This is a genomic window from Blautia stercoris (genome assembly GCF_054657695.1).
Genome location: NZ_BAAHYF010000001.1, coordinates 18,673 through 42,890, shown reverse-complemented (window position 1 = coordinate 42,890; position 24,218 = coordinate 18,673). Strand labels below are relative to the sequence as shown.

Below are 24,218 nucleotides of genomic sequence, written 5' to 3'. Positions count from 1 at the left end.
TCACAATTCGTATCTGTACTGCACAAACTTCAATTAACGCTTACCCTCTTTATCAACACCTGTGTTTATTTCTTAGGGCAGCAAGGTTTCAGCAAAGTACCAAAATAGCATTCTGCTGTACTTGTACATAAAACTCCGCCGGAATTTCTGGTTTCACCAGCTCCTGCTACAAATTTGTTTAAATCTGCTTCCTGCAGCTCCATCATAACGTTACCAGCTGGATTGCTAAAGTTTTCTTCTCTTGTAATAGGATTTCTCATTTCACTCATAATTATTTCTCCTTTCATAAATCAATTTTGTACAGTACAGATACTAATTCTAAATTGAAATGGTTGAATTATTTTCTTCTGTTCCTTACATTTTAGATAATACACCTTTTATTTCTTGAAATTTTATTCATGTAATAAAATCGACTGTCTATGTAATTTTTGTTAGAATATTAATAGTTTTATTTTTTCACATCTTCCATATAAAAATATTACTGTCTACCAACGTAACCGTTCAAAACAAAAATCTTTTCTACAATGTCAAAAGCGGATATGCGCTAAATCGCATATCCGCTCCAAATTCTTTCAAACCGCAAATAATATTTCCCTATATATTCTCTGCAACTCTCATAATATTCAATTATCCCACCATATTTTTCGATATTTGCTAGGTGTCCTCCCATACTTCTGCTGAAACGCCTGGTTAAACGTCCTTTGGCTTTCAAATCCGAATTCAAGATAAATATCCATAATCCTTTTATCTGTATTTTCCAGCAGATTGGAATAATAATGATGTAATATTCATCACCAAAAATGATTATCAAATTTCAACAAAAAGATGTAAATAATATCAAATACACCGTCTACCTTTTACCTCAATTTTTTTAATCAATCTTATTTCCGCTTACCAACATTTTCTTTTTTTAAAATTTTAGAAGTTTTTACAAGTGCTTCTATTAAAGTTAAACCTGTCAGAATTACAGCAACCCCCATCATAAATAATGTCCATGCTTTGCCCTTATCAAAGGTTACCAAAATAGCTATCACAGCTACAGGCATGTTTATATATCCTAAACTTGTTGCCCATTGAATAAAAAAGTTCGGCCAAAACTTTTTCTCTTCTTCCACTTCATTCACTGTTTTCACTTTTTTGGCGAAATAAAGCATACAGACTATAGATACAGCTATCAGTATTATTTTCCATACACAATTAACTTTCGTTTCCTCTGGTGGAAAAAAGGTATCTATCATGATAACTGCTATTCCAATGATAAATGCTATTTCACTATACAATCCTGAATAAGCGGAATCTTTCATGTCATTTACTTTTTTCTCTAAAGCAGTAATTACAGATTGGTGATACTGTTTTGCACTTTTCTTATTTCCGTTCATGTAATAAATCCTCCCATAATAATCTTTGTTTTTCTCTTGTTAACTCGCTTTTTCTCACATTTTCATTTTTTCATAGAGATTACTTCTAAGTCTATGTCATTCCCCTTGGCCATAAATCATGGATATACGGATGTTTAGGGTACACAAAACAAGACGTCGTCTTATTCTGCTATGATCGGCCTCTCTTCCCCAACTCCTTACGGCAGACTAACCTCCCATATCATACGGGATCTCCTATAACTTCAGGGTCCTTAATTCCTTCGTTCTGCTTATCCATAAAGGGGTGTCATGATGCTCCATTGCTGAGTCTCTGCTCTGATGGTAAAAAATCTGACTTGGCTCTTTATGTCTATGAAATTCTTCTGTTTCTTTCAGCACCTTGCGGCGGACGTCTCCTGAATCTCACAGTTGATCTTCTTATGCTGCCTGTGGCTGCCTGTGAATGTCAGAAAGCATCTTCTGCGCATCATAGGTCACTCCATTTGCAAGGATGGCATAAAAGACTCGTATCAGCTTACAGCTGATTGCAATCACGGATTGTTTCTTCTTGAGCGGATTGTTCGCTCTTGTCGTGTAATACTCATGCAATGACTTAAACTCTGGATTCGTAGCTATCAGCGGAATCGCTGCATTGAACAGTACTGCCCGCAGCTTACTCCGCCCTCTTTTACTTATGGTCGTCTGTCCTTTGTGCTTTCCAGAGCTGTTCTCCCGTAATGAGAGTCCTACCAGCTTTTGTATTTGTCTGGGTGATTCGAAACGCCTCACATCACCCACTTCTGCCAGAAATCCGGCTACCGTGATCACTCCTATACCTTTGATGGCAAGCATCTGCTCGCTTTCGGGTATCTTTCTGCACAACTTTTCTATCTCCTCTATAACGGCGTCAAGCTGTGCCTTTTTGTATTCGTAATCCTCGAGCAATAGCTTCATTTCATACTGGGCAGCCGAAGAGCCTTTCTTTAAGCCAATGCTGCGTTTTGCTGTCTCACACAGGGTCGTTGCCCTTTTCATTCCTACAGCCCTAAGCTTTGCATCTCGCCAGATTTGATTGATTTTCTCGGCTCCCAGTTCCACGATTGCTTCCGGAGTACAAACTTTCTTTAGAAGCAGCATACTGCTCTGTGCTTCATAGTCCCCAAACACATCTGTGTACTCGGGGAAATATATGGCGAACCATCTGGCAAATCTGTTTTTGATCTGGGTCATCTCCCTGATGAGTCTCTTACGATTGGTCACCATAATTCTTAAATCAGCATACACACCATCCGGTGTATACGGTGCAGAATACCGGCCCTCGGTAACCAGCTTTGCGATCACCTTCGGATCCTTCCTGTCATTCTTGCTTTGGCTGTTGTCATCCAGTTCCTTGGTCTGCTTTACCGCATAAGGGTTAACCATAACCAGGAGGATGCCCTCATCCTCAAGATAAGCGCCAAGATCAAACCAGTAATGACCTGTCGGCTCGATACCTACGATAACATCTGACTTTCTGTACTTGTCCTGTAAACGCTGCATCCATGCTTTAAAGGCTTCAAAACCTTCTCTGCTGTTGCTGAATGTAAAGACTTTCCCAAGTTCAATGCCTCTCCAGTCAAATGCTCTGGCATACTGTGTCGTACTTCCGATATCAATTCCAACTACCAAAGTTGATTCTTTTACTTGATTGATTTTTTCATTCTGCTTATAATTCATTTGTGGGTGTCTCCTTTGAACGATGATTTGTCAACCGGCCAGTTAACAATCATTATTCTATAGGTGGCACTCATTTTTTGCAAACCGGTTATTTGTTACTTAACAGGAATGCTCCATTAATAATAACATACTATTTCATCTCAATTATATCTCCCAAAAACTATAACTTTTTCAACCGATACCCCACATTGACCAACGTTTCGATAATATCATGTCCCATCTTTTTTCTTATCTTCCATATCACATATTCTACTGTTCTGTATGGTATCTGATCATCATGATAATGAATACCCCATACAGAATGATAAATAGTTGTCTTTGGCATTACCCAGTTTGGCTTTAAAGCCAGTAGATATAAAACTTCAAATTCCCTGGGTGTCAGGTCTATCTCCTTTCCTTCGTAGATAACCTGATAGGACATTGGATTTAACTGTAATTTCCCGTTGCCCAACACTACATTCTCTTTATATTCTGGAAAAACATACTTCATGTGTATGTCTCCTCTTGATTTGTAAATTCAACTTTTCTCATTCCAGAAAGAAATACTGGACGAAAACTCCTCGCCCAGCACTTCTTCAATTATCAGTTATTTTAATGCACTCTCTATATCCTCCGCTGCTTTTTCTATAATTTGAAGATACTCTTGGAGCTTTTCAGACTGGATATTTTTTTCTGCAAGTGAATTGATTAGAAAGCAACTTGTTTTTATGCAGCTTAGCGGATTTCGGATATTGCTCTGCAGTTCCGCCCGCATAGTACGATAATCATTTTCTATATCCAGTGTCATTGTTACTGCCCTCTCACAAATATCCAGCAGTTGATTGATACACTCTGCCAACTCTTGCACCGGATCATTCAAATACCTGCACCTAACTCTTTGTTCCAAACATTGTTCAGAAAGAATATCGTTCAAATCATTTAACAGCAGTCTACATTCTCTATCACGTTCCATTTCTACAGCTCCATTCATGCACGAAAATCAATAATAGAAAATTCCTTTTTCTCCGGTCGGTATTTGTATATAAAATCATAAGCGCCATAATTTTCGTCTAAATCTTCACTTATGTAAAGAGCAGATATTCCCAAACTTTTTGCTGCATGATAAGTAAGTATTGCAAGTTCTGCCTTGCTCTGCTCTTGCATTCTTTTGAATAAATCGAATATCACAACAACCTTCCTGCCTCCGGAAAAGGCACGCGCACAGATACATCTCATTTCTTCTCTATGATTAAGATCCGAAGGATATTTTTGTAATAAGTACCCTATGTCAAAAGCCTTAACCAATTCCTCTATATTGGTTTTATCTCCGTCTAACAGACTTGGCATAGAAATATTTTCTTCAATCGTCATAAATTCAATCAGCGGAAACTCTTCTGCCGCTATCCCAAACAAGCGCCTGTTTAAAAGAGAACGACTATTTTCGTCCAAATCAAGCCAGTCTTTATTACATACAAATATCTCATCTGTTTTCGGTTTTCTATATCCGCAAAAGATTTCAAAAAGTATCCGTCCAAAATTTTCCCCACACATAAAAAAGCAAACTTCTTTGGAATTTACCTCAATGTTTAAATTTTGTATATAGGCTTCCTCGTCTGTCATATTTTCAACTAGAAGTGGATACATAGTTTCTCTCCCTCACATTAAAAGGCACTAGATAACAGAAAATTTTATTCTTACCTAGTGCCTTTTTCTAAACTGCCTTTGCCTGCATTTGCAAGTTTTACCACCAACCAGTTACTACTGCTGTACAGTTATTGTATCCACTCTCCATACAATCTTGTAAACAATCATCAGGATCACAGTACTGTACTTCGATTTCAAACATTTCTTCCTGTACTACTTTTTCTAATTCCTTCATAATAACCTCCTTTTCTACAAAGCGATGGGCAGATACCTGCCCACCGCCCTGTCCAAAACTACATAGGAACAATCGCAATTACAATAATACTTAAAATTGCGCCTCCCGCACTTACCGCAGGGACAAAGTCTGTCAACATAGCCTCGTCTAATGATGTTCCGTTTAACATTGATAATGGTTCAAACATGTCACATCCTCCTTTCTACAAGCGTTTTATAGGAACTTCCTATGGATTAAAAGATAACATTTTCTTTTGAAATTGATGTGCTATTGAAGTGAAAACCATGTGAAACTCTGGTTCTGTCAGAAATAATTTGATATGAGTTTTCATCTTTTAGAGAATATTAGTGCTTGATACAAAAACAGGTGATCCCAAGATTTTGAAATCACCTGCACCTTATGTATCCTTATTCTTTTTTATAAAATTCGTAGCATCTGAATATAATTCACATTTTCTTTTTCTGATAAACGTTCTCCGAATTTCCGGAATCTGTTTTTCTCGTTCTGATAGAAATTCAATAGCTCCGGCTTTTCCTCACACTCTAAGTACACAACGCCACCGCCAATTTCACGCTGTACATGTTTAAGAATGGTCAATACCGCTTCCATCATCTTTCCGCCATCTGGAACAGGTGCGTCTTTATGCTGATAATTTTTTCCAAACTGACCGATCAGAAAAGCAGAAAGAGCATATTCATCTGTCTTCTCATTTTTTTGTGCATACCGCTGTATCTTTTTTTGCAACGTAGAAGAAAGATTTTTTCCCCAGATTTGCACTGCTTTATGTGTGATTGCAAAAATTGCCAAAACCCTGCTATACTCATCTAACAAAAGATAAGTAATGGACATCTTCCGTTTTGCGAACTCTACCGCATTATTCCGGACAAAATTTTCTATTTCTTTATTCTTCGGACACGAAAAACCGGAGAGGACATCAACCACTGACTCCTCTCCTATAAGTTCTATATAATCTAAAATATTTACAACTGCATAATACATCTCTCTTAGTTCCTTTTCCTACCCAGGAATCTGCGTAATTCTTCTACACTATCTAATATTGGAATAGACGGTGCAGAAGGTTTCCATACTGGATCTTGACTGGACTTTTCAAGTGCATCTACAAATGCTTCTGCTTTTTTCGGATCTTCAATTACAACATTGGTAAGAATACTTGATGTAGCCATATAAAAGCACCTCCTCTTCTCTTATCATTCTCTTTGTTCTAAAAAGCGGTTTTATGCTGGCTGTCAGCCGCGACACCCTTCCGAATGTCTGAAATGTCGCCGGTATCATTCAGTCCCCGGTGCGGACTCACCGTATCTCCCTAGTGTGGGCGTAATACTCTTTCGAGTATAAAATAGTCCCAATATTTACCCTGCCTAGACGCAGTACAGCTTTTACGTGCCGCTACACGAAACCTTTTGGCTTAACTATATTATATGTGATATCCTAAGAAATATCAATGGTTTCCCCAAAATTTGTATCCTGTTATAGAAGGTTCATGGTCGTTTCCATAAACTTTTTCTATAATCTGTATCCAATACTATTTTATGAAAATCCAACATTGCGTGCTCTTGCATCAGTTTCTCACCCAATTTCACAAGAGGATTGGTTTCCCATTCCGGATCAATTCCTGTTTGATGAAAGTATCTTGCATAAGCAAATCCCTCCGCTACCGCATCTGAATTTTCAAATACTCCCACCATTGCATCTGTAAACTGTACAATGATTGAGTTTCCAAAAATACCCTGCAATTCTTCCGCATTCGCATCATCATATTTCTCTACATCAAAAAATAAAGAGAAATCATACGTATTCTTTTCCGTCTTCTGTTTCATAAGAAATGGTTCCAAAAATATCTCCCTTGCCAGACGGAAGTTCGATTGACTCTGAAAGCTCTAATTCATATTCAATACCATTGAATACTGTCGTTGCTTCAAACATTTGTGATATACAGGTACCTTCTTTTTCATAAATATCTTTTTGTAAAAAGGAAATAGGATTATACTCCATATTTTCCCATATCTGTTTTCCTTCCACTGTCCGTTTACACAAAGAATTTAAAAGCAGCATCATTGTTTCCTGATCTATTTCTTCATATACGTTCATAGGCAGCCTCCTTTTCTTTGGATTATCCACAAAAGTTCTGTAAGGGTTTATATTAATTTCTGGTTACAACATGATATTTAGTCAAATGACGTATGTGCGCGCCTTCTTAGTAGTTGCCAATATTATATGGCGTATCTTCCAAAAATTCAATCAGAATATAAAAACTTTTACTCACACTATCCTGCCTTTACATCTTTTTTAGTCTATACCCTACATTAATCAATGTTTCTATAATATCATGCCCCATCTTTTTTCGTATCTTCCATACTACGTGTTCCACTGTTTTGTACGGAATCTGATCATCATAATAATTACTCCCCCAGACCGAACAATAGATATTCTTCTTTGGAATAACCCAATTTGGTCTTTGTGCTAAAAGATACAGAACTTCAAATTCCCTGGGAGCTAAGCTGATTTCTTTTTCTTCATAAATAACAGTATATGACATGGGATCAAGTTGAAATTTACCATTTCCTAATACAATTTCAGATTTATGTTCTGGAAAAATATTTTGCATCTATAAATTCTCCTATTTATGTCTTCATATTACTAAGTTGATATATTCATTTAAAACGGTTATAATTCAACTTCACTTAAAATACCATAAAGAACAGCACTTACTTCAAAGGAGTCACCTAGATCCAAAAATTCTATTGTACCATTATATTTTTCCACTACCCTTGTAACACTATGTATGCCAATTCCACTTTGCTTATAATGACGTTTGCTGCTCAATGCAATGTTTGCCTTTTTTATTTCTTTACTATTGCAGATTTTTAAAATCAAAGTATGTTCTTTATAAATGATATTCACAGCAATCCATCTTTTTGAAGCTTCTATTTTTTCACATGCCTCTATTGCATTATCCAGGAGGTTTCCTAATAATATCCCGGCAGCGCTATAGTCCAGATTCATTTGCTTGGGTACTAATACCGAGGCTTCTGTTGCGATATGCCTTTTCTGGGCATTACGAAGTTTATTATTCAAAATAGTGTTGACAATTATATTTGCAGTGTATATGGTTTTTTCTCCTTCGTCTAATTCACCAATGATCTTTTGAAATTCTTTTTTAAAATCTACATTTGCTTTCTCTATTGCATAAAGGGCAATCAGACGATTTTTTAAATCATGTTTTATTTCTTGTACCTTTTTATTTCCTGCTTCGATTTCACGATAATACTGTTCCTTCATCTTCACTTCTTGCAGAAGGAGTTCATTTTTATAATTATCAGCTATTACAATACTTAACTTGTGAAAAATAGCAAATGTCAGTATGTTTGTTAATAATACTAATAAAATAATTGCCAAGCATAGTACATTTCCGGTTAAATTATCATAGGTTCCAGTTAAATATATTGCCATACAACTAATAAATACGCTGGAAAGAGGTATTAAAAAAAGTAATAGGCTCATCTGTTTTGATAAATTTGGTAACTGAATTGCCCAACTATGGCATATAGCCCGAACCAGAAGATATCGAATAAATTCACAAATCAGCACGGAAATATAAAAAGATATTTCCATGCTGATTTGTGTTTCAAGTCGGAGTGTCAATAAAAATCCTATAGGCTCTGACACAAATCCCAAACCAATGTATAAAATCGGTAGAATTATATAATATAAACGAGAATACGAAAAAGATAAACTGTACAGGTATATCATACAGATACTACATAATAAATTGATAGTTGGATTTTTATACATGTTTACTATACTTGTAGTAATTGTACAAAAAAGAAATAGAAAAATCAGTTTATAGCGATCAACTTTTCGTTCTTGACTGAAACATTGCAAATATTTTTCTAATATCCCAAAATCTAAGCAATTCGTTAAGCATATAAAAAAGAAAGATTTCATAACTGCTCCTTTAGGAATTGTAAATGACGTAGTTTAATTTCCTGTCGATAGGCCCGTCCAACATGGAGAGTATTTCCATTTTTTAACAGAAGTTCATCACGTACCACCTGTACTATTTCGGAAAGATTCACAATACATGCCACTCGAATAGATGCAAACATACGCTTATCTAATTGTGACCATATCTCATCTAAATTTTTGTTACATTGATATATATCCCCTGTATTGGTGTGTATAAGGGCTTTTCTTCCAAGTTTTTCTATATATACAATGGATTGGCAAGGGATACTGTAGCTATTTTTACGATAGCTAAAGACAAAATTTACTTTAGCCATACATAAGAAATCACATGCTTTATGAAGCACTTTGCTGAAATTCTCAAAAGAAACCGGTTTTAAAATGAAATCAAAAGTCACAACTTCAAAAACATCATAAACATATTTAGAAAAACTTGTAAGAAAAACGATAAGGGAATGGGGAGAGTCTTGCCGTAATTTTTTAGCAAGTTCCAATCCTGACATCTCTCCCATTTCAATATCCAGGATATAAACATCAAAATCCAACTCCTGTTTTTTCTTATAAGAGTATAATTCCTCTGCGCTAAAAAATACTTCATAGTCAAATGAAATGTCTGATATCTTATCCAAATATTCTTCTAATTCTTCAATGATGGCAGGCTCATTGTCGCAAATAGCTAAATTTAGCATATAATATATCTTCTCTCATAACAAGTTTACACTTCTAAAATGCCTAAAAATTTTTTTGTATCTAATTGCTCCCATGGAAGATTTAATTCAGTTCTCCCAAAATGTCCATAAGATGCTACCTGTTCATAAATTGGCCGGCGGAGTTTAAATATATCAATTATTCCTGATGGTGTAAGATCAAAATTATTATAAATAAATTCTGCAAGCAGTTCATCATCTTTTTTACCTGTTCCAAATGTATTAACATTAACAGAAACTGGATTTGCGATTCCTATGGCGTAGGATAATTGTACCTCACATTTTTCTGCTAATCCCACTGCAACAATATTTTTAGCAAGATATCGTGCCATATATGCTGCTGATCTGTCCACTTTTGTACAGTCTTTTCCTGAAAAGGCACCACCACCATGATGTGCACATCCACCATACGTATCTACAATAATTTTTCTTCCTGTAACTCCACTGTCTCCATGTGGACCACCAATCACAAAACGTCCTGTTGGATTAACATACACATTTGTATTATCATCCATCAATCCCTCTGGTATTATATCTTCAATCACATATTTAAGAATATCTTTATAAATTTTATCTTGGCTAATATTTTCATCATGTTGCACTGAACATACAATAGTGTCTATTCTTTTTGGTATATTCCCATCATATTCAATAGTCACTTGCGTTTTTCCATCTGGCCTCAAATACTTCAATCTTCCACTTTTTCTAACATTTGATAACTGTTTTGATAATTTATGTGCTAACACAATCGGAAGGGGCATATACTCTTTGGTTTCATTTGTCGCATATCCAAACATCATTCCCTGATCCCCAGCTCCAATTTCAGCTTTATCTTTTTTTACTTTAGCTTCCAATGCTTCATTTACTCCCAAAGCAATATCTTCTGACTGTTTATCTAAACATACAATAATTCCACAGGTATCTGCATCAAAGCCATATTTTGAATCATTATACCCAATTTTGCGAACCGTATTTCTTACAATACTAGGAACATCAATGTTAGCATTTGTTGTAATTTCACCCATGACAAGCACTAAGCCCGTAGTTATACATGTTTCACACGCAACACGACCATAAGGGTCTTTTTCCATAATAGCATCCAAAATAGCGTCTGAAATTTGATCACATATTTTATCTGGATGTCCTTCGGTGACAGATTCTGAAGTAATTAATTTCTTTAACATATCTCTTCTCCTTTTTAATTTTGTATTTCAGCCATTATGTACCAAAATCTACATTGCTTTTTTCTTATAATACATAAAAAACTCCTTAATTTTTTATATCTGCTATAACTTGTAAATTAATTGTCACATTTTGTTCGATGCAGGCTATATATAGACCTATATTTTCAAATTAGCGGTTACACTATATCTATAATTAGGACTATATATAGGAGGTGTTCGATGACTTCTAATCAAGCTGTCTGTAATAGAATTGCCGATTTGTGTAAAGAACAAGGCATTACTTATTATACATTAGCATGTCGTGCTGCTATTCCACAGTCCACCTTAAAAAATATTTTTCATGGAACTAATCCTACACTTTCTACTATTAGTAAAATATGCAGTGGCTTTGGCATAACAGTAAGTGAATTTTTCCAAGCAGATTATTTTTTGATATGTGAAGATGATTAATTTTGAAGAAAGGTATGAACTATATGCTAAATTTAGCTATTTGCGACAATGAGCCTGCCATCATTGAAGAATTAGAAGAATATTTGGATAAGATATCAGACATTTCATTTGACTATGAAGTATTTTTTAGCGCAGAGGAATTATACTCTTATAAGAAAAAACAGGAGTTGGATTTTGATGTTTATATCCTGGATATTGAAATGGGAGAGATGTCAGGATTGGAACTTGCTAAAAAATTACGGCAAGACTCTCCCCATTCCCTTATCGTTTTTCTTACAAGTTTTTCTAAATATGTTTATGATGTTTTTGAAGTTGTGACTTTTGATTTCATTTTAAAACCGGTTTCTTTTGAGAATTTCAGCAAAGTGCTTCATAAAGCATGTGATTTCTTATGTATGGCTAAAGTAAATTTTGTCTTTAGCTATCGTAAAAATAGCTACAGTATCCCTTGCCAATCCATTGTATATATAGAAAAACTTGGAAGAAAAGCCCTTATACACACCAATACAGGGGATATATATCAATGTAACAAAAATTTAGATGAGATATGGTCACAATTAGATAAGCGTATGTTTGCATCTATTCGAGTGGCATGTATTGTGAATCTTTCCGAAATAGTACAGGTGGTACGTGATGAACTTCTGTTAAAAAATGGAAATACTCTCCATGTTGGACGGGCCTATCGACAGGAAATTAAACTACGTCATTTACAATTCCTAAAGGAGCAGTTATGAAATCTTTCTTTTTTATATGCTTAACGAATTGCTTAGATTTTGGGATATTAGAAAAATATTTGCAATGTTTCAGTCAAGAACGAAAAGTTGATCGCTATAAACTGATTTTTCTATTTCTTTTTTGTACAATTACTACAAGTATAGTAAACATGTATAAAAATCCAACTATCAATTTATTATGTAGTATCTGTATGATATACCTGTACAGTTTATCTTTTTCGTATTCTCGTTTATATTATATAATTCTACCGATTTTATACATTGGTTTGGGATTTGTGTCAGAGCCTATAGGATTTTTATTGACACTCCGACTTGAAACACAAATCAGCATGGAAATATCTTTTTATATTTCCGTGCTGATTTGTGAATTTATTCGATATCTTCTGGTTCGGGCTATATGCCATAGTTGGGCAATTCAGTTACCAAATTTATCAAAACAGATGAGCCTATTACTTTTTTTAATACCTCTTTCCAGCGTATTTATTAGTTGTATGGCAATATATTTAACTGGAACCTATGATAATTTAACCGGAAATGTACTATGCTTGGCAATTATTTTATTAGTATTATTAACAAACATACTGACATTTGCTATTTTTCACAAGTTAAGTATTGTAATAGCTGATAATTATAAAAATGAACTCCTTCTGCAAGAAGTGAAGATGAAGGAACAGTATTATCGTGAAATCGAAGCAGGAAATAAAAAGGTACAAGAAATAAAACATGATTTAAAAAATCGTCTGATTGCCCTTTATGCAATAGAGAAAGCAAATGTAGATTTTAAAAAAGAATTTCAAAAGATCATTGGTGAATTAGACGAAGGAGAAAAAACCATATACACTGCAAATATAATTGTCAACACTATTTTGAATAATAAACTTCGTAATGCCCAGAAAAGGCATATCGCAACAGAAGCCTCGGTATTAGTACCCAAGCAAATGAATCTGGACTATAGCGCTGCCGGGATATTATTAGGAAACCTCCTGGATAATGCAATAGAGGCATGTGAAAAAATAGAAGCTTCAAAAAGATGGATTGCTGTGAATATCATTTATAAAGAACATACTTTGATTTTAAAAATCTGCAATAGTAAAGAAATAAAAAAGGCAAACATTGCATTGAGCAGCAAACGTCATTATAAGCAAAGTGGAATTGGCATACATAGTGTTACAAGGGTAGTGGAAAAATATAATGGTACAATAGAATTTTTGGATCTAGGTGACTCCTTTGAAGTAAGTGCTGTTCTTTATGGTATTTTATCTACTGAGAACACTCGTTCATAGAATATTATTGTTCCCTTTCCCTCTAATTTAATTCATTCTTAATTTCTTCTTGATATATCCATATCCTGTTAGATTAGATAGTCTCTCTTATTTTACTCCTAAGTGCCATTTATTACATATAACATACCTTTTATTACAGTTTCATAGGTAATTGCCATTCCTATGCTATAATCATCCAAAATAAAAAAGGAAGGTTACAAAATATGTTAAAAAAAATCAAACTTATCAAAAAAAATACAAATGTCAAATTACTATCTTCAGTAGCCAGTTTTGCACTGCTAATCACAACAATCGCTTCTAATCAGCGTTGTTGGTATGTAATGTATGAAGATACGCTACCTGAAGGGCACGAAAAATTAAAAAAATCCCATTTTTAACCATGTGCTCTATTAATAAGTATTTGACTGAAAAAATGATTGATTATCATATTATTGAACCTGAGGATATCGAAATATATACTTATGGACTAACAAATGGGTTTATAATAATTGCAAATATATTGACCACCTTATTATTTGCTTGCCTCATTGAAAAAATAGATATTGCCATAATAATGTTATTATCTTTTATTCCACTGAGATCATTTAGCGGTGGTATGCATTGCAAAAGTAAAACAGCTTGTTATATGATTTCTAACATAATAATTCTTATTTTACTTATAGCCCAAAACTATTTTTTGAAATTTCCTCTATTTCTTTTATGTATCACATTAATAAGTGGCATATACATTTTTTTCAATAAAATATCCAATAGTGATAATCGCACTCTTGATAATCAAGAGATCCTATATTACAGCAAAGTCAAAAAAAATATTCTTATTATTCTATTTTTCATAATTGCTGTATTGTTGTTATTACATAAAATTAATTATGCAATAGTAATAATGTGTTCAATAATTCTAGTAGCGTTTCTTCTTATTTTAAACGAGATGAAAAAATTTTTTTCATTTTCATAAGAAATCACATAGGATATAGATATTTCAGTTTTGGAATAGACTATATCCTTTTTTTTATTTCTAGACTATACACATCTTAAACCGTATACATTACCCCATAAACTTTTCTAAAAAACATAACATTCAAAAGGTAATAATCACTCTACCTTTACTAAACACAAAATCGTCCGTTATCATACAGTTTCTCAATACAACTCTTGAAAACAAACAATACATTATGCCTTTTACGTATATATAATCTATATATATGTATGTAAATCTATTAGCGCTCTTTCATGATGCCATGCAACACCGGCAAGAGCTTCCCTTGTCTGCAAGGTATCATCATTTCTAGCCATTCAACTAGGAATGGACCTGGAGCACATTTACCATTTATAATGAAATCTCCAATTGTAGTAAAAATCTACTTTCTCTCAAAATGATGGAGTAAAAAACTATTTGCTATCATTATGAATGAAAAAGATAAATTTGTAATTACCATAAAACTAAACTGAATATTCTTGTGCGATGAAATCGCACTTCCGGAAATTTGGAAATCAGATGTCCGAAAGTGGAAATCATCTATGCGAGTTTACTCGCGCAGTGTTTTATCTAGGCCATACACCTCCCGCATGGACTTGTCATGCTCAGCATCAATACTTGTGATGTTGATCTGATAGCTGTCATGGGCAATACGGTCAATGATTGCATCAGCCAGAGGACTTGCTTCTCCTCCAAGCTGATCGTGCCATTCTTCGAATACATACTGAGAGCAGAAGATGGTTGATGATTTCTTGCGTCTCCGATGAAGAAGTTCGAAGATATCTTTCTGCTCTGTATCAGTTGGTTTGAGAAGCATCCATTCATCCAGAATGAGAAGCACTGGATTGGAATATTTTGCCATAACTTTGCGGTAGTTCCCTTCAGTTCGTGCAATGTCCAAATCCATGAGTAAGTCTGGCATACGGACATACCTGGTATTGTAATACTGCTTGCAGGCTTCCATACCAAAGGCACATGCCATGTATGTTTTACCACAGCCTGTTGCACCGGTAATAAATAGATTCCGGTGTTCAGATATATATTCGCAGGTGGCGAGTCTGTTTATCAGCTCCTTGTTCAGCTTGCGTCCGGAAGTATAGTTGATATCCATGATACTTGCTTCCGGCTGGTCGAATCCGGCATTGTGGATAAGACGCTTCTGGCGGTTATTCTTGCGATTGCTGTATTCGATGTCTACCAGCATTCCAAAGCGGTCTTCAAAAGGAACTTCCTTGAATTTAGAATCGTTAAGCTGGTTACGGAATGCATCTGCCATTGTGGTTAGGCGCATTTCAATAAGTTTATCTATTATACTCTGATTTGTCATATGTGATTACCTCCGATAGTAGTCGGCACCCCTTGTGATGCCGTGTGCTTTATGTGTGGTCTTGGATCCAGATGATTCTAGTTCCGTTTTTACAGAACCCGTTACGAGGATGTTTTTGATACTCTTGTAACTGGGCGAAGCTGTATAGGATAATGCCTTTTTACAGGCGACTTCAAGCAAAACTTCTGAATATTTATCAGTAAGCTTTAGAAGTCCCATGCAGCTTCTATAAGTCTGTTGTTCCACACGCTTGGAGGTCAGTATTGCATTGACCACAGTGTACGTATTTATGCCAATCCGCTCAGCCCATTTGCGAAAACGGTCACCATTCCATTCCAGATATTTCTGGTGGTCTTAGCAAACATAAGTCTTTGAAGTTCAGTATCCGTCATAGATTCATCAAGAGGCCAAGAAAGATTTAATTCTCTGGCACGTTTTTGAACCTTGACTACAGTTTTCTGAGCAACACCACAACTTGCCATGATGTTACGTTGAGAGACGCCCAATCCAGTAAGACGGATGATTTCTCGATATTTGGTCATAATCGTGACCTCTTTGTAATGAATTTACACCATAGGGTGCATATCTTCATTATAAGGATTTAGTAATAAAATGATTTCCTTTTTGACGGAATCGTGATTTCCTGCAAAACGTAATGATGATTTCCAAGCATCGGACAGGTGATGGATTTCACCCCGGATTATTCAACTAAACATTTACAGATTAACGCTTTACTCTGGGAAGATAATAAATTTATCCTATGCCATAAGGTTCTAGACAATGGCAGCTTCCATTGTCCTCAGCGTGTAAATATTCCGGTCTTAGATTTCATGCTGTTCGGTACTCTAGAAGTGGGTGACAATTACATAGGATATAAGAAATACTACCAAATATAAATCCAGCTTCCCTTTTCATGGCAACCTGTTATGCCCGGCTCATAGAAAGTTAGGGATCAAACAAATACCTATAATAACGGAATATAGCAATAAAATAAAAATGGCTCCATTCCTTTATAGTTTGGAACCATTTTTTTATTCGTATTTTAACTTTTAAAATTTTCACTTGACTATTTTATTCTGTTATCTTCTGCTGTTAATGCTGAATGTTTCCAAGTCTAATAATAATATCGCTTGCTTGTATTATTTCTGAATCATGTGACACTATTAATAGTATTTTCTTTTCCATTTTCAATCGTTCAATTAATCTTAATAAAGCATTTATTCTTTTTATATCTAAATTAGAGGTCGGTTCATCAAAAATAATCATATCAGCTTCTTTTACTAAACACTTTAGAATAGAGACTATCTGTTTTTCTCCTCCTGATAAAGTATTTATATTCTTATTCCAGTTTTCTTGATATAAAGGTATTAATTGTTCCTCATTCAGATCATGTTCCTTAATCTTTCTAATAACATCTTCCAACCGAATATTAGAATTGTACTCCTGATATATTTCTTTTATAGTCCTATTTGGATAGTTTAATGCTTGAGAAATATAAAGAATACTATTTTTTCTCAGTTCCTCCATATTTAAACAATCAATATTAATTCCATTGACTAATATTGATTTTGCATGTAGAATCCCAATTAATATTTTGGTAAGTGTTGATTTTCCCTCTCCATTCTTTCCCACTACGCAATAGATTTTTCCTCTACACAACTCTAATGGTAACTCCTTTAGAATAAAGTTATTTGAATCATATCCAAATGTAATTGATGCTGAAATATTCTCTATTTTTTCCAACAGAATATTTCCTTCTTTTTCTACTTCAATATGAAAAATAGCTTCTAGTCTGTGTAGTGATGTTTTTACATTTTGAAATGAATTTCCAAGTTCAAAATAATATTTTATCAATTGAAGCATCATAGAAAAATATGTACACATAACAGTCAATTGTCCTACGGACATGTTATGATTTAAAACTTGCCAACCACCATATAAAAATGTAGCCACTTGAAATAAGGCTGATATAATTCCTTCTATTGAAATTGACTTTCCACTTATTTTTACAAACTCTAAATAATTTCTATAGTATTTTCTATAGTATTTATCAATATATAAATTATTGTATTCATAGTTTGCATTAGTTTTTATTTCCTCCATGAAAGCTAATTGATCATTCAATGTATTAAAATATAAATTATGTGCCTCTTTTGATGCATAACTTTTCGTGTATAATGGTTTTCTAAGAAATACGTACATAACATAATACACCGGAAGAAAAATCAGCATCAGTATAACAACCCCTTTACTAACTCTACTAATTATAATAAATAATCCTATAATCTGAATAGCATTCAATATAATTGCCGGATAATTTGATATAATAAAGGAAACAATATCTCCTATATCTTGTTCGGTTCTCTGATTCAAATAAGACGGGGTGAATTTCTTATATGACAATATTGGAATATCTCTAAGATGTTTAAGAATTTCTAGTTTTAATAAATAGGAGGATTCCAATTTAATTTTTGCATTCAAAATTTGCTTCACATAATATAGAGTAACATTTATCAATCCCAATAACAAAATGAAAATACACATTCTTAATATAAAACTATATCCCACTCCTGTAGCCAAATAATCTATAAATTCACCATTTAAATATGGTAATACAATCCCAATAGCTGCAAGCAATAGACTAATTACAGTAAGAATTATAAATTTATTCTTACTTTTACCAAATATACTCATAAATATTTTTTTCATGCTTTACCCATCAAAACTTTCTATTTAAAAAGAGCTACATAATGACATACAGTTTACCTCTATGTACCATGCAGCTCTTTTCATTACTTTAGTCCCTTACATTTACACATTTGCATTTACATTCGCATTTGCATTTGCATTCGCATTTGCATTCGCATTTGCGTTTGCGTTTGCATTTACCAAGACATTAACGTTTACTAAAACTAATGCTCTTGGCTGAATGCTTCCATCATCAGATACGATTTCAGGGCTATCATAACCATTAGTTAATAACTCCATAATATATTCCTCCTTTCCCATTATTTTATATATCGTAATAAATATACAATATATCAAATTTTACTTAGGAATGATAATCCCTTTGGCCTCTAAACCGTTCACTGTATTCAACAAACTCTTAATCTTCGAAATATTAATTCTGGGATTATCCTCCGTATCCAGATATTCTCGTAATTTTTTCCCTGGCATATCTTCTATTAAGTGTTTAACTTCCTCATCAAACGCAGCTCTACCTACTCCATTAACTGTAACTTCATAAAAATCCTTTTCTTTTTTTACTATTGCCACATCTGGTGCTAATTCAAATTTAGAATCTAAAGCCCATTTATTATAATTTCTGATAATATTTATTTCTAAAGGTTTTCCATTATTGATATATTCCACAACAACAGGATAAATATAAGTAGCTCCTGTTCTATTGAACATATCCATCCATGCATTATAGTAATTGTTATAATTTTCTGGATCTTTATATATCTCAATTGCAATTTTGGCAGATGCGTCTGCCTGAAATTCTATCTGCTGTCTATTGATTAATGATACATTGATACTTCCACTTTTCAAAATTTCCTTCATGCATTTTACTACATAAGGACCTTCTTCATCTCCTATACATTCCAAAACCATATATGCTTTTCCAAAAGGTTTTAAATGTTGTGTATAGCCGCTAATAATCTTTCTTACCAAATCGAGTCCGTCCTCGCCTCCATCTCCACACAATGGAAAAACAATATTTTCTGGAACTGGAACAAATGGTGGATTGCTAATAATACAGTCAAATTGTTCAGGTACCATTTGATACAGATTACTTTTCCTCACTTCGTATTTCTTTGGAGATATTCCATTGATTTTTCCATTTAATATGGCAGCATTATATGCCACATCATTCAACTCTACTTCAACCACTTTTTCAGCGTTTTCTATAATGTTTAATCCTTGAACTCCAGAACCTGCACATAAATCCAAAACACTATCATAAGAATCTCTCTTGATATATTTCATTAATTTTGTAGAATCCGATCCTATATAAATATCCGACATTCGTTTTTTGGCATTACTATAGCAGCTAGGTAAACTTACGATCAAAAACAAATCATCAACGGGTAAAATTACAAATCCTTGAGGTTCAATTAGCCCCTCCACGTCTGATGCAAATCCTGTTTCACATAAAAATTCCAGGTTCCTATCTCCTAATATTTTTTTCAACAGTTTTTTATCTTTTGCATATCCCAATAAGAAAAACTCTGTTATATGCCTATCAATTTCTGTTACATCTTTCAGCATTTCATTTATAATTTTTTCATCAATCCATGGCTCTACCGTATTGAATATTCCAGCCATAGTTTTGTAAATGAAAGCATAATTACTTTCTCTTAACCATTCTCCAAATCCTTGAGCGCTTTCATTACTGATATTCGAATTTAACATTTTTTCTCCTCACTTTACAGTTTTTTTGAATATATCCAAAAATCGCTTTTCTTGATTCCTTCTGCGCGAATAACGCATTCTCTTTCAAATCCATTCTCCTGCCATGTATGTGCAATATTTTCACTTTGATCTGTAAATTTAACTTTTACGTACTCAACAGATTGTGCTTTTAATTGTGCATTTAACTGAGCAAGTGCCTCTTCCAAATATCCTTTATTCTGTAATACCATTGTAGTTATATATACTACGTAATTGTTGGGGCAAATATAAATTCCCACTACACCAATTCTTTCTTTTGTCACTTTATCAATTACATTCAGGTATACTTCTGCTTCATGGAAATGATTTGTTCTCATATTTATTGCCCGATAATACTCCGGAAAATTTTTTCCTTCGTATTGTTCTGGAAAAAATAAGTATCCATCATGACAGTGTTCTTTTTCTTCGATAATAAATTTTGATGCTTCTAAAAAATCTTTTTCTTCAAACAAAGATACAAAGCAATTCTTTTTTCCCATTTTACTTTACCTCCCTAATCATTTCTAAATTTAATAAATAAGCTATTGTATGATTTACATCATTTAATAATCTCTGTTCTGATACACCAGGATATTTATGTTTCAATATGTTTACAATCTCTTGTGCAGAACGATTATCAATAAGATCCCAAATTTCATACACAGTCTTATTCATAAAATGAGGTTTTGAATGTGCTCTGGGATAAAATAAACGTGTACCATCTGTTTCCTCACGTAACAGACCGATATAACTATTTTCAACCTTGTTAAAAATCATTTTTTTCACTTCCTTTCACTATATAATTGTATATCCTGGTTATTCCAAGGTCTATTTTTCTGTTGCTCAATATCATCTAATGAAACAATTCTTTTTGCTGCATTATTAACCTCAGGTATCTTCCATACATCTTTTAGCCCATCTTCCCACAGTTGATTTAATGTATTACTTACAGCATTGCCATATAAGAACGGTAAATATGGACTTACTACAATATCTCCATTACATCTAATTTCGTATGTAATAGTTTTTGCATCTGGATTCTGCGAAAACAAATAAATATGCTCTAAAGGATCACCATTATTAAAGGAAAAATCTGGGTATTCATAAAGTTTTTTCCGAACAAGCCATTCAAATTCCCATTTTTCTGCTACTGACATCTTTAACTGCTCTTTATTATCATATCCTCTTCCTATTGGTATAAAAGGCATGGAATTAAGAGATTTAATTCCCATTTCAATCAAAATATCAATAACCTTCCCTATCCCTTGATAAGTCTGCTTTGTTGGAATAAATGTAACCTCAGGAACGATCCCCGAATTGAGAATTATTTTTATTGCTTCCAAGGCTTTGTCATAAGCTCCATCTTTCCCTCTAAATTTGTCATGTATAGCCGGTGAATATGAGTCAAGGCTAATCTGAATACCATTTACACCACTTTCTCGTAGCATTTTTACTTTCTCTGTCGTCAGTAATAATCCATTTGTCACCATATTTACCACTATTCCTCTGCTCGACAAAACTTTTGCTGCCTTCAGAAGTAATGGATATCTCAATAATGGCTCTCCACCGCAAAAACACACTATCGGTATGCCTGCTTCTGCAATATGATGAGCAATTTTCATCATATCTTCATCATCTAAATCCTTGTAATGTGCATCTTTTCCGCTTTTGTTATAACAATGCATACAACACAAATTACATTTATTTGTCATATCCCACATAATGTTAAGAGGTCCGCTTAATTTTCCATATTCTGTTTGAATTGTTTTTTTATCAATTTTTCCTATCGTTTTTGTTTTGTTCATATACTTCCGCCTATTGGCATCCTCCCTTCTTGTAATTCATAATCTCCAGCAAATCCCAAGATTTTTGTAAATTGAATCACACCTATCAATATCCATAACATCATTAACTCCAATTTTCGGGTGTGCTTGATAAAAAATTTCTTTATTTGTTGCAAAATTATCCTGTGTAAATATACTTGTATCTTTAAAATATTTTGAAAACAAGTTTGAAGGTAGCGGCATCCACCACGCTACATTCACAGTGATTGAATAGCAATCATTTAAAAAAGCTGCAAATTCTATTGTTTTCATACATTCTTCTTTAGACTCCCATGGAAATCCAATAATAAACGATGTAAATACTCTTTTGCATAAGTCGTACTTTTCTAGTAATGAAACCGTTTTTAATACATCTTCTACTCTTATTTCCTTGTTAATCTTTTTCAATCCCTCGTCATAGCCACTTTCTATACCGATTTGTATATGCAAATTATCATAAGATTTAATCATATCAAGCAATGCCTCATCCCATAAATGTTTTGCCCGAGCTTCAATTAAAATATTATAATCTTTGTATCCTAAGTTTAACATTCCACCTAAAACATTTCTGGCCCATTGCTGATCCGTAGTAAAACAATCATCTGTAAATATAAAATCTTTGTTTTTGCATAGAGAATCCAAATATTTTTTAAATATAGACAAACGATTTAATACCGTATCTTCCGAATATTTTCTCCAACATCTTTTATAAAATATAGAGCAGAACCTACAGTTTCCTTGACATCCTCTCGATGCTTCAAATGTAAATCTGTCAAAAAAATTTTTTTCTGCCAAATCATAACGAGGCATAGGAACTATTTCATGTTCGAAATCTATTAACGGTGCTTTTGCATTCTCTATTAGTTTTTCATGTTGAACATACTTTAAATTTGGCACTTCCTCAATGCGCAATTCACCTTTAAGATATTGAATAAACTTTGGAAAGGCAATTTCTGCTTCTCCTACTAAAGCATAGTCAATTTGGGGAGTTTTCAACATAATTTCCTTATAAAAATATGATATATGAATTCCGCCAATAACAATTTTTATTTGTTTATTATTATCTTTCACTTTTTTAATCAACCGTAAAATTTCTGCCCAAGAAAACGTATTTACTGTAAATGCCAAAAGATCAGCATCTCTTATTTTTTTGAGTATTACAGTTAATATATCTTCCTGTAGATTTGCAATTCTATATTTCATAGGTTCAATAACTTCTACTTGATCAACAAATGGTGAAATAATTCCTGCAATAGTGTACATTGTTAATGGCTGCACTGTAGTATCTACATCATGCATAAAATCTGTATTAATCAAAATAACCTTCAATTTTTCACCCCCAATATACGGTTATACAACAATATATCTAGTGTATCTGCCCGTATCCTTATAGCATTAATATCCATTTCTCCGTTCAGGATTATTTGATTAAGCATAAAATATAACGTTTCTTCAATTGGAATAATTGTATCCAATTTTTTATTTATAAGAAAAAATTTTTTATTTTTCTTATATAATGCAAAAATTTCTGTAAAAAACACTTTCATACTATTCTCCATTTCCATTCCTCTTTTTGAACCAGTATCTCTGTTCTTCAAGGATTTTACATAAGTCACTATCACCATGCTCTATTAAGATATCCCTCCATATTTCCTTAATAGTTTTATCAGTTGTAATTAGTCCGTATTCGTAATCAGGAAGAAAATCATACAATGCAACTGTTCCTGTCTCCGTAATACAAAAATTACCATGTCTATAATAATTTAAAGGAAGTATATCTTTTATTATTTTTTCTTTATCGTATATAGATAATTTAATATTTTTATATACTTTACATAACGATATAATTTCTAATATTGCATTATGTAATTTAGGTACATGAACCAAAAAATTTTCTTTCTTTTTATCCGGATATATATAAAAGGAAATATTGGAATTTTCATTATATATCCATTTTATTAATTCAACACTTTGATAAAAATTTTTATCCGTAATATATACTATTACGTTCAAATCTTCGATTTTTTGTAATAGGAATTTTAGTTTTGAATACATTGAGATTTCAAGATTAAAACTATCAAATTTTAAAAAATATTGAAATGTCTGATCAATATTCAATTTTTCTATTTGTTCTTCAGTTATTTCAAAAAAGTCCATTTCAATCTGAGAACACTGAACAAGTATTTGCTTCTTAATCCTATCAATAGTAGAAAAATCATCTACATCTTTAGGATTTATGTACCTTATTTTAATGGGATCTAATTCACATACTTTTTTTTCGATAATATGCTGTACAATTTTGCCATAAGATCCTGTTTTCATATCCCATTGTAATACAACTGGTTCTTTTAAATACCCTGCCATTACATCTCCCCCTAACTTCT

Annotated in this window: 33 protein-coding genes and 1 pseudogene; 5 read left to right on the top strand and 29 right to left on the bottom strand. The window is 33.3% G+C overall.

The window, feature by feature from the left end; all coding sequences use genetic code 11:
* Window positions 1-65 precede the first annotated feature (65 nt).
* The 17 genes from ACYQ2D_RS00295 to metK all read right to left on the bottom strand — a co-directional run bounded on the left by ACYQ2D_RS00295 (window position 66) and on the right by metK (window position 10,807).
* Entirely contained in the window at window positions 66-269 is a 204-nt protein-coding gene (locus ACYQ2D_RS00295; RefSeq protein WP_055056069.1) for a plantaricin C family lantibiotic, read from the bottom strand.
* Window positions 270-623: 354 nt separating this feature from the next.
* Complete coding sequence (locus ACYQ2D_RS00290) at window positions 624-788, bottom strand: helix-turn-helix domain-containing protein (protein ID WP_081019425.1); 165 nt, start codon at window positions 786-788, stop codon at window positions 624-626.
* 93 nt (window positions 789-881) lie between these two features.
* The gene (locus ACYQ2D_RS00285; protein WP_055056070.1) at window positions 882-1,379 is read right to left on the bottom strand and encodes a hypothetical protein; all 498 of its coding nucleotides are present in this window, start codon (window positions 1,377-1,379) and stop codon (window positions 882-884) included.
* 417 nt (window positions 1,380-1,796) lie between these two features.
* On the bottom strand, window positions 1,797-3,074 hold the full coding sequence (locus ACYQ2D_RS00280; protein WP_459784320.1) for an IS110 family RNA-guided transposase: 1,278 nt from the start codon (window positions 3,072-3,074) through the stop codon (window positions 1,797-1,799).
* A 160-nt stretch (window positions 3,075-3,234) separates the two neighbouring features.
* On the bottom strand, window positions 3,235-3,564 hold the full coding sequence (locus ACYQ2D_RS00275; RefSeq protein ID WP_055056071.1) for a winged helix-turn-helix domain-containing protein: 330 nt from the start codon (window positions 3,562-3,564) through the stop codon (window positions 3,235-3,237).
* Window positions 3,565-3,660: 96 nt separating this feature from the next.
* Window positions 3,661-4,026, bottom strand: coding sequence for a hypothetical protein (locus ACYQ2D_RS00270; RefSeq protein WP_128865981.1), 366 nt, complete (start codon window positions 4,024-4,026; stop codon window positions 3,661-3,663).
* A 14-nt stretch (window positions 4,027-4,040) separates the two neighbouring features.
* Window positions 4,041-4,697 (bottom strand): P-loop NTPase family protein, encoded by a 657-nt coding sequence (locus ACYQ2D_RS00265; protein WP_055056073.1) that lies wholly within the window; start codon window positions 4,695-4,697, stop codon window positions 4,041-4,043.
* 97 nt (window positions 4,698-4,794) lie between these two features.
* Window positions 4,795-4,932: a hypothetical protein gene (locus ACYQ2D_RS00260; protein ID WP_155512665.1), complete on the bottom strand. Its 138-nt coding sequence runs from the start codon at window positions 4,930-4,932 to the stop codon at window positions 4,795-4,797.
* Between the two features lie 58 nt (window positions 4,933-4,990).
* Complete coding sequence (locus tag ACYQ2D_RS00255) at window positions 4,991-5,119, bottom strand: hypothetical protein (protein ID WP_270844440.1); 129 nt, start codon at window positions 5,117-5,119, stop codon at window positions 4,991-4,993.
* A 230-nt stretch (window positions 5,120-5,349) separates the two neighbouring features.
* The gene (locus tag ACYQ2D_RS00250; protein WP_055056076.1) at window positions 5,350-5,931 is read right to left on the bottom strand and encodes a hypothetical protein; all 582 of its coding nucleotides are present in this window, start codon (window positions 5,929-5,931) and stop codon (window positions 5,350-5,352) included.
* A 5-nt stretch (window positions 5,932-5,936) separates the two neighbouring features.
* A complete protein-coding gene (locus tag ACYQ2D_RS00245) occupies window positions 5,937-6,116 on the bottom strand; it encodes a hypothetical protein (protein ID WP_055056077.1) in 180 nt (59 codons plus the stop codon).
* A gap of 315 nt (window positions 6,117-6,431) precedes the next feature.
* On the bottom strand, window positions 6,432-6,770 hold the full coding sequence (locus ACYQ2D_RS00240) for a hypothetical protein (RefSeq protein WP_117843864.1): 339 nt from the start codon (window positions 6,768-6,770) through the stop codon (window positions 6,432-6,434).
* Entirely contained in the window at window positions 6,739-7,041 is a 303-nt protein-coding gene (locus ACYQ2D_RS00235; protein ID WP_117843865.1) for a hypothetical protein, read from the bottom strand. Before ACYQ2D_RS00235 ends, ACYQ2D_RS00240 begins: the two co-directional genes overlap by 32 nt.
* A 187-nt stretch (window positions 7,042-7,228) precedes the next feature.
* Entirely contained in the window at window positions 7,229-7,558 is a 330-nt protein-coding gene (locus tag ACYQ2D_RS00230) for a winged helix-turn-helix domain-containing protein (protein ID WP_117843866.1), read from the bottom strand.
* Between the two features lie 59 nt (window positions 7,559-7,617).
* On the bottom strand, window positions 7,618-8,619 hold the full coding sequence (locus ACYQ2D_RS00225; protein ID WP_178832391.1) for an ATP-binding protein: 1,002 nt from the start codon (window positions 8,617-8,619) through the stop codon (window positions 7,618-7,620).
* Window positions 8,620-8,894: 275 nt separating this feature from the next.
* A complete protein-coding gene (locus tag ACYQ2D_RS00220; protein ID WP_092073624.1) occupies window positions 8,895-9,605 on the bottom strand; it encodes a LytR/AlgR family response regulator transcription factor in 711 nt (236 codons plus the stop codon).
* 26 nt (window positions 9,606-9,631) lie between these two features.
* The gene (metK, locus tag ACYQ2D_RS00215) at window positions 9,632-10,807 is read right to left on the bottom strand and encodes a methionine adenosyltransferase (RefSeq protein ID WP_117846393.1); all 1,176 of its coding nucleotides are present in this window, start codon (window positions 10,805-10,807) and stop codon (window positions 9,632-9,634) included.
* A gap of 219 nt (window positions 10,808-11,026) precedes the next feature.
* Here metK and ACYQ2D_RS00210 point away from each other — a divergent pair, with 219 nt between their 5' ends.
* From ACYQ2D_RS00210 to ACYQ2D_RS00190, 5 genes are all read left to right on the top strand, one after another.
* Entirely contained in the window at window positions 11,027-11,257 is a 231-nt protein-coding gene (locus ACYQ2D_RS00210; protein ID WP_117846394.1) for a helix-turn-helix domain-containing protein, read from the top strand.
* A 2-nt stretch (window positions 11,258-11,259) separates the two neighbouring features.
* The gene (locus ACYQ2D_RS00205; protein WP_459784319.1) at window positions 11,260-11,991 is read left to right on the top strand and encodes a LytR/AlgR family response regulator transcription factor; all 732 of its coding nucleotides are present in this window, start codon (window positions 11,260-11,262) and stop codon (window positions 11,989-11,991) included.
* A gap of 275 nt (window positions 11,992-12,266) precedes the next feature.
* Entirely contained in the window at window positions 12,267-13,274 is a 1,008-nt protein-coding gene (locus tag ACYQ2D_RS00200; RefSeq protein ID WP_459784317.1) for a sensor histidine kinase, read from the top strand.
* Window positions 13,275-13,477: 203 nt separating this feature from the next.
* Complete coding sequence (locus ACYQ2D_RS00195) at window positions 13,478-13,651, top strand: cyclic lactone autoinducer peptide (protein WP_081021323.1); 174 nt, start codon at window positions 13,478-13,480, stop codon at window positions 13,649-13,651.
* A gap of 2 nt (window positions 13,652-13,653) precedes the next feature.
* On the top strand, window positions 13,654-14,229 hold the full coding sequence (locus ACYQ2D_RS00190) for an accessory gene regulator B family protein (RefSeq protein WP_055172418.1): 576 nt from the start codon (window positions 13,654-13,656) through the stop codon (window positions 14,227-14,229).
* Window positions 14,230-14,800: 571 nt separating this feature from the next.
* Here the strand turns inward: ACYQ2D_RS00190 and istB are convergent.
* The 12 genes and pseudogenes from istB to ACYQ2D_RS00130 form a co-directional block, all read right to left on the bottom strand.
* A complete protein-coding gene (gene istB / locus ACYQ2D_RS00185) occupies window positions 14,801-15,577 on the bottom strand; it encodes an IS21-like element helper ATPase IstB (RefSeq protein ID WP_117844174.1) in 777 nt (258 codons plus the stop codon).
* Window positions 15,578-15,583: 6 nt separating this feature from the next.
* Window positions 15,584-15,931 (bottom strand): annotated as a pseudogene (locus ACYQ2D_RS00180) (IS21 family transposase); the annotation flags it as partial.
* Complete coding sequence (locus ACYQ2D_RS00175) at window positions 15,865-16,119, bottom strand: transposase (RefSeq protein ID WP_243009848.1); 255 nt, start codon at window positions 16,117-16,119, stop codon at window positions 15,865-15,867. The gene ACYQ2D_RS00175 and the pseudogene ACYQ2D_RS00180, both read right to left, overlap by 67 nt.
* 550 nt (window positions 16,120-16,669) lie before the next feature.
* Window positions 16,670-18,286, bottom strand: a complete 1,617-nt coding sequence (locus ACYQ2D_RS00170) for an ATP-binding cassette domain-containing protein (RefSeq protein WP_117844175.1) — start codon at window positions 18,284-18,286, stop codon at window positions 16,670-16,672.
* Window positions 18,287-18,388: 102 nt separating this feature from the next.
* Complete coding sequence (locus ACYQ2D_RS00165) at window positions 18,389-18,565, bottom strand: hypothetical protein (protein ID WP_178105380.1); 177 nt, start codon at window positions 18,563-18,565, stop codon at window positions 18,389-18,391.
* 60 nt (window positions 18,566-18,625) lie between these two features.
* Window positions 18,626-19,993 (bottom strand): methyltransferase, encoded by a 1,368-nt coding sequence (locus ACYQ2D_RS00160; RefSeq protein ID WP_117844176.1) that lies wholly within the window; start codon window positions 19,991-19,993, stop codon window positions 18,626-18,628.
* A 14-nt stretch (window positions 19,994-20,007) separates the two neighbouring features.
* Window positions 20,008-20,511, bottom strand: coding sequence for a hypothetical protein (locus ACYQ2D_RS00155; RefSeq protein WP_117844177.1), 504 nt, complete (start codon window positions 20,509-20,511; stop codon window positions 20,008-20,010).
* A gap of 1 nt (window position 20,512) precedes the next feature.
* Entirely contained in the window at window positions 20,513-20,788 is a 276-nt protein-coding gene (locus ACYQ2D_RS00150) for a PqqD family protein (protein WP_055172404.1), read from the bottom strand.
* Between the two features lie 5 nt (window positions 20,789-20,793).
* Window positions 20,794-21,816, bottom strand: a complete 1,023-nt coding sequence (locus tag ACYQ2D_RS00145) for a radical SAM protein (protein ID WP_055172407.1) — start codon at window positions 21,814-21,816, stop codon at window positions 20,794-20,796.
* A gap of 36 nt (window positions 21,817-21,852) precedes the next feature.
* The gene (locus ACYQ2D_RS00140; RefSeq protein ID WP_117844178.1) at window positions 21,853-23,163 is read right to left on the bottom strand and encodes a B12-binding domain-containing radical SAM protein; all 1,311 of its coding nucleotides are present in this window, start codon (window positions 23,161-23,163) and stop codon (window positions 21,853-21,855) included.
* Window positions 23,160-23,393, bottom strand: a complete 234-nt coding sequence (locus tag ACYQ2D_RS00135; protein WP_117844179.1) for a hypothetical protein — start codon at window positions 23,391-23,393, stop codon at window positions 23,160-23,162. Before ACYQ2D_RS00135 ends, ACYQ2D_RS00140 begins: the two co-directional genes overlap by 4 nt.
* On the bottom strand, window positions 23,383-24,198 hold the full coding sequence (locus ACYQ2D_RS00130) for a hypothetical protein (protein WP_117844180.1): 816 nt from the start codon (window positions 24,196-24,198) through the stop codon (window positions 23,383-23,385). The genes ACYQ2D_RS00135 and ACYQ2D_RS00130 overlap by 11 nt, the downstream gene beginning before the upstream one ends.
* Window positions 24,199-24,218 lie beyond the last annotated feature (20 nt).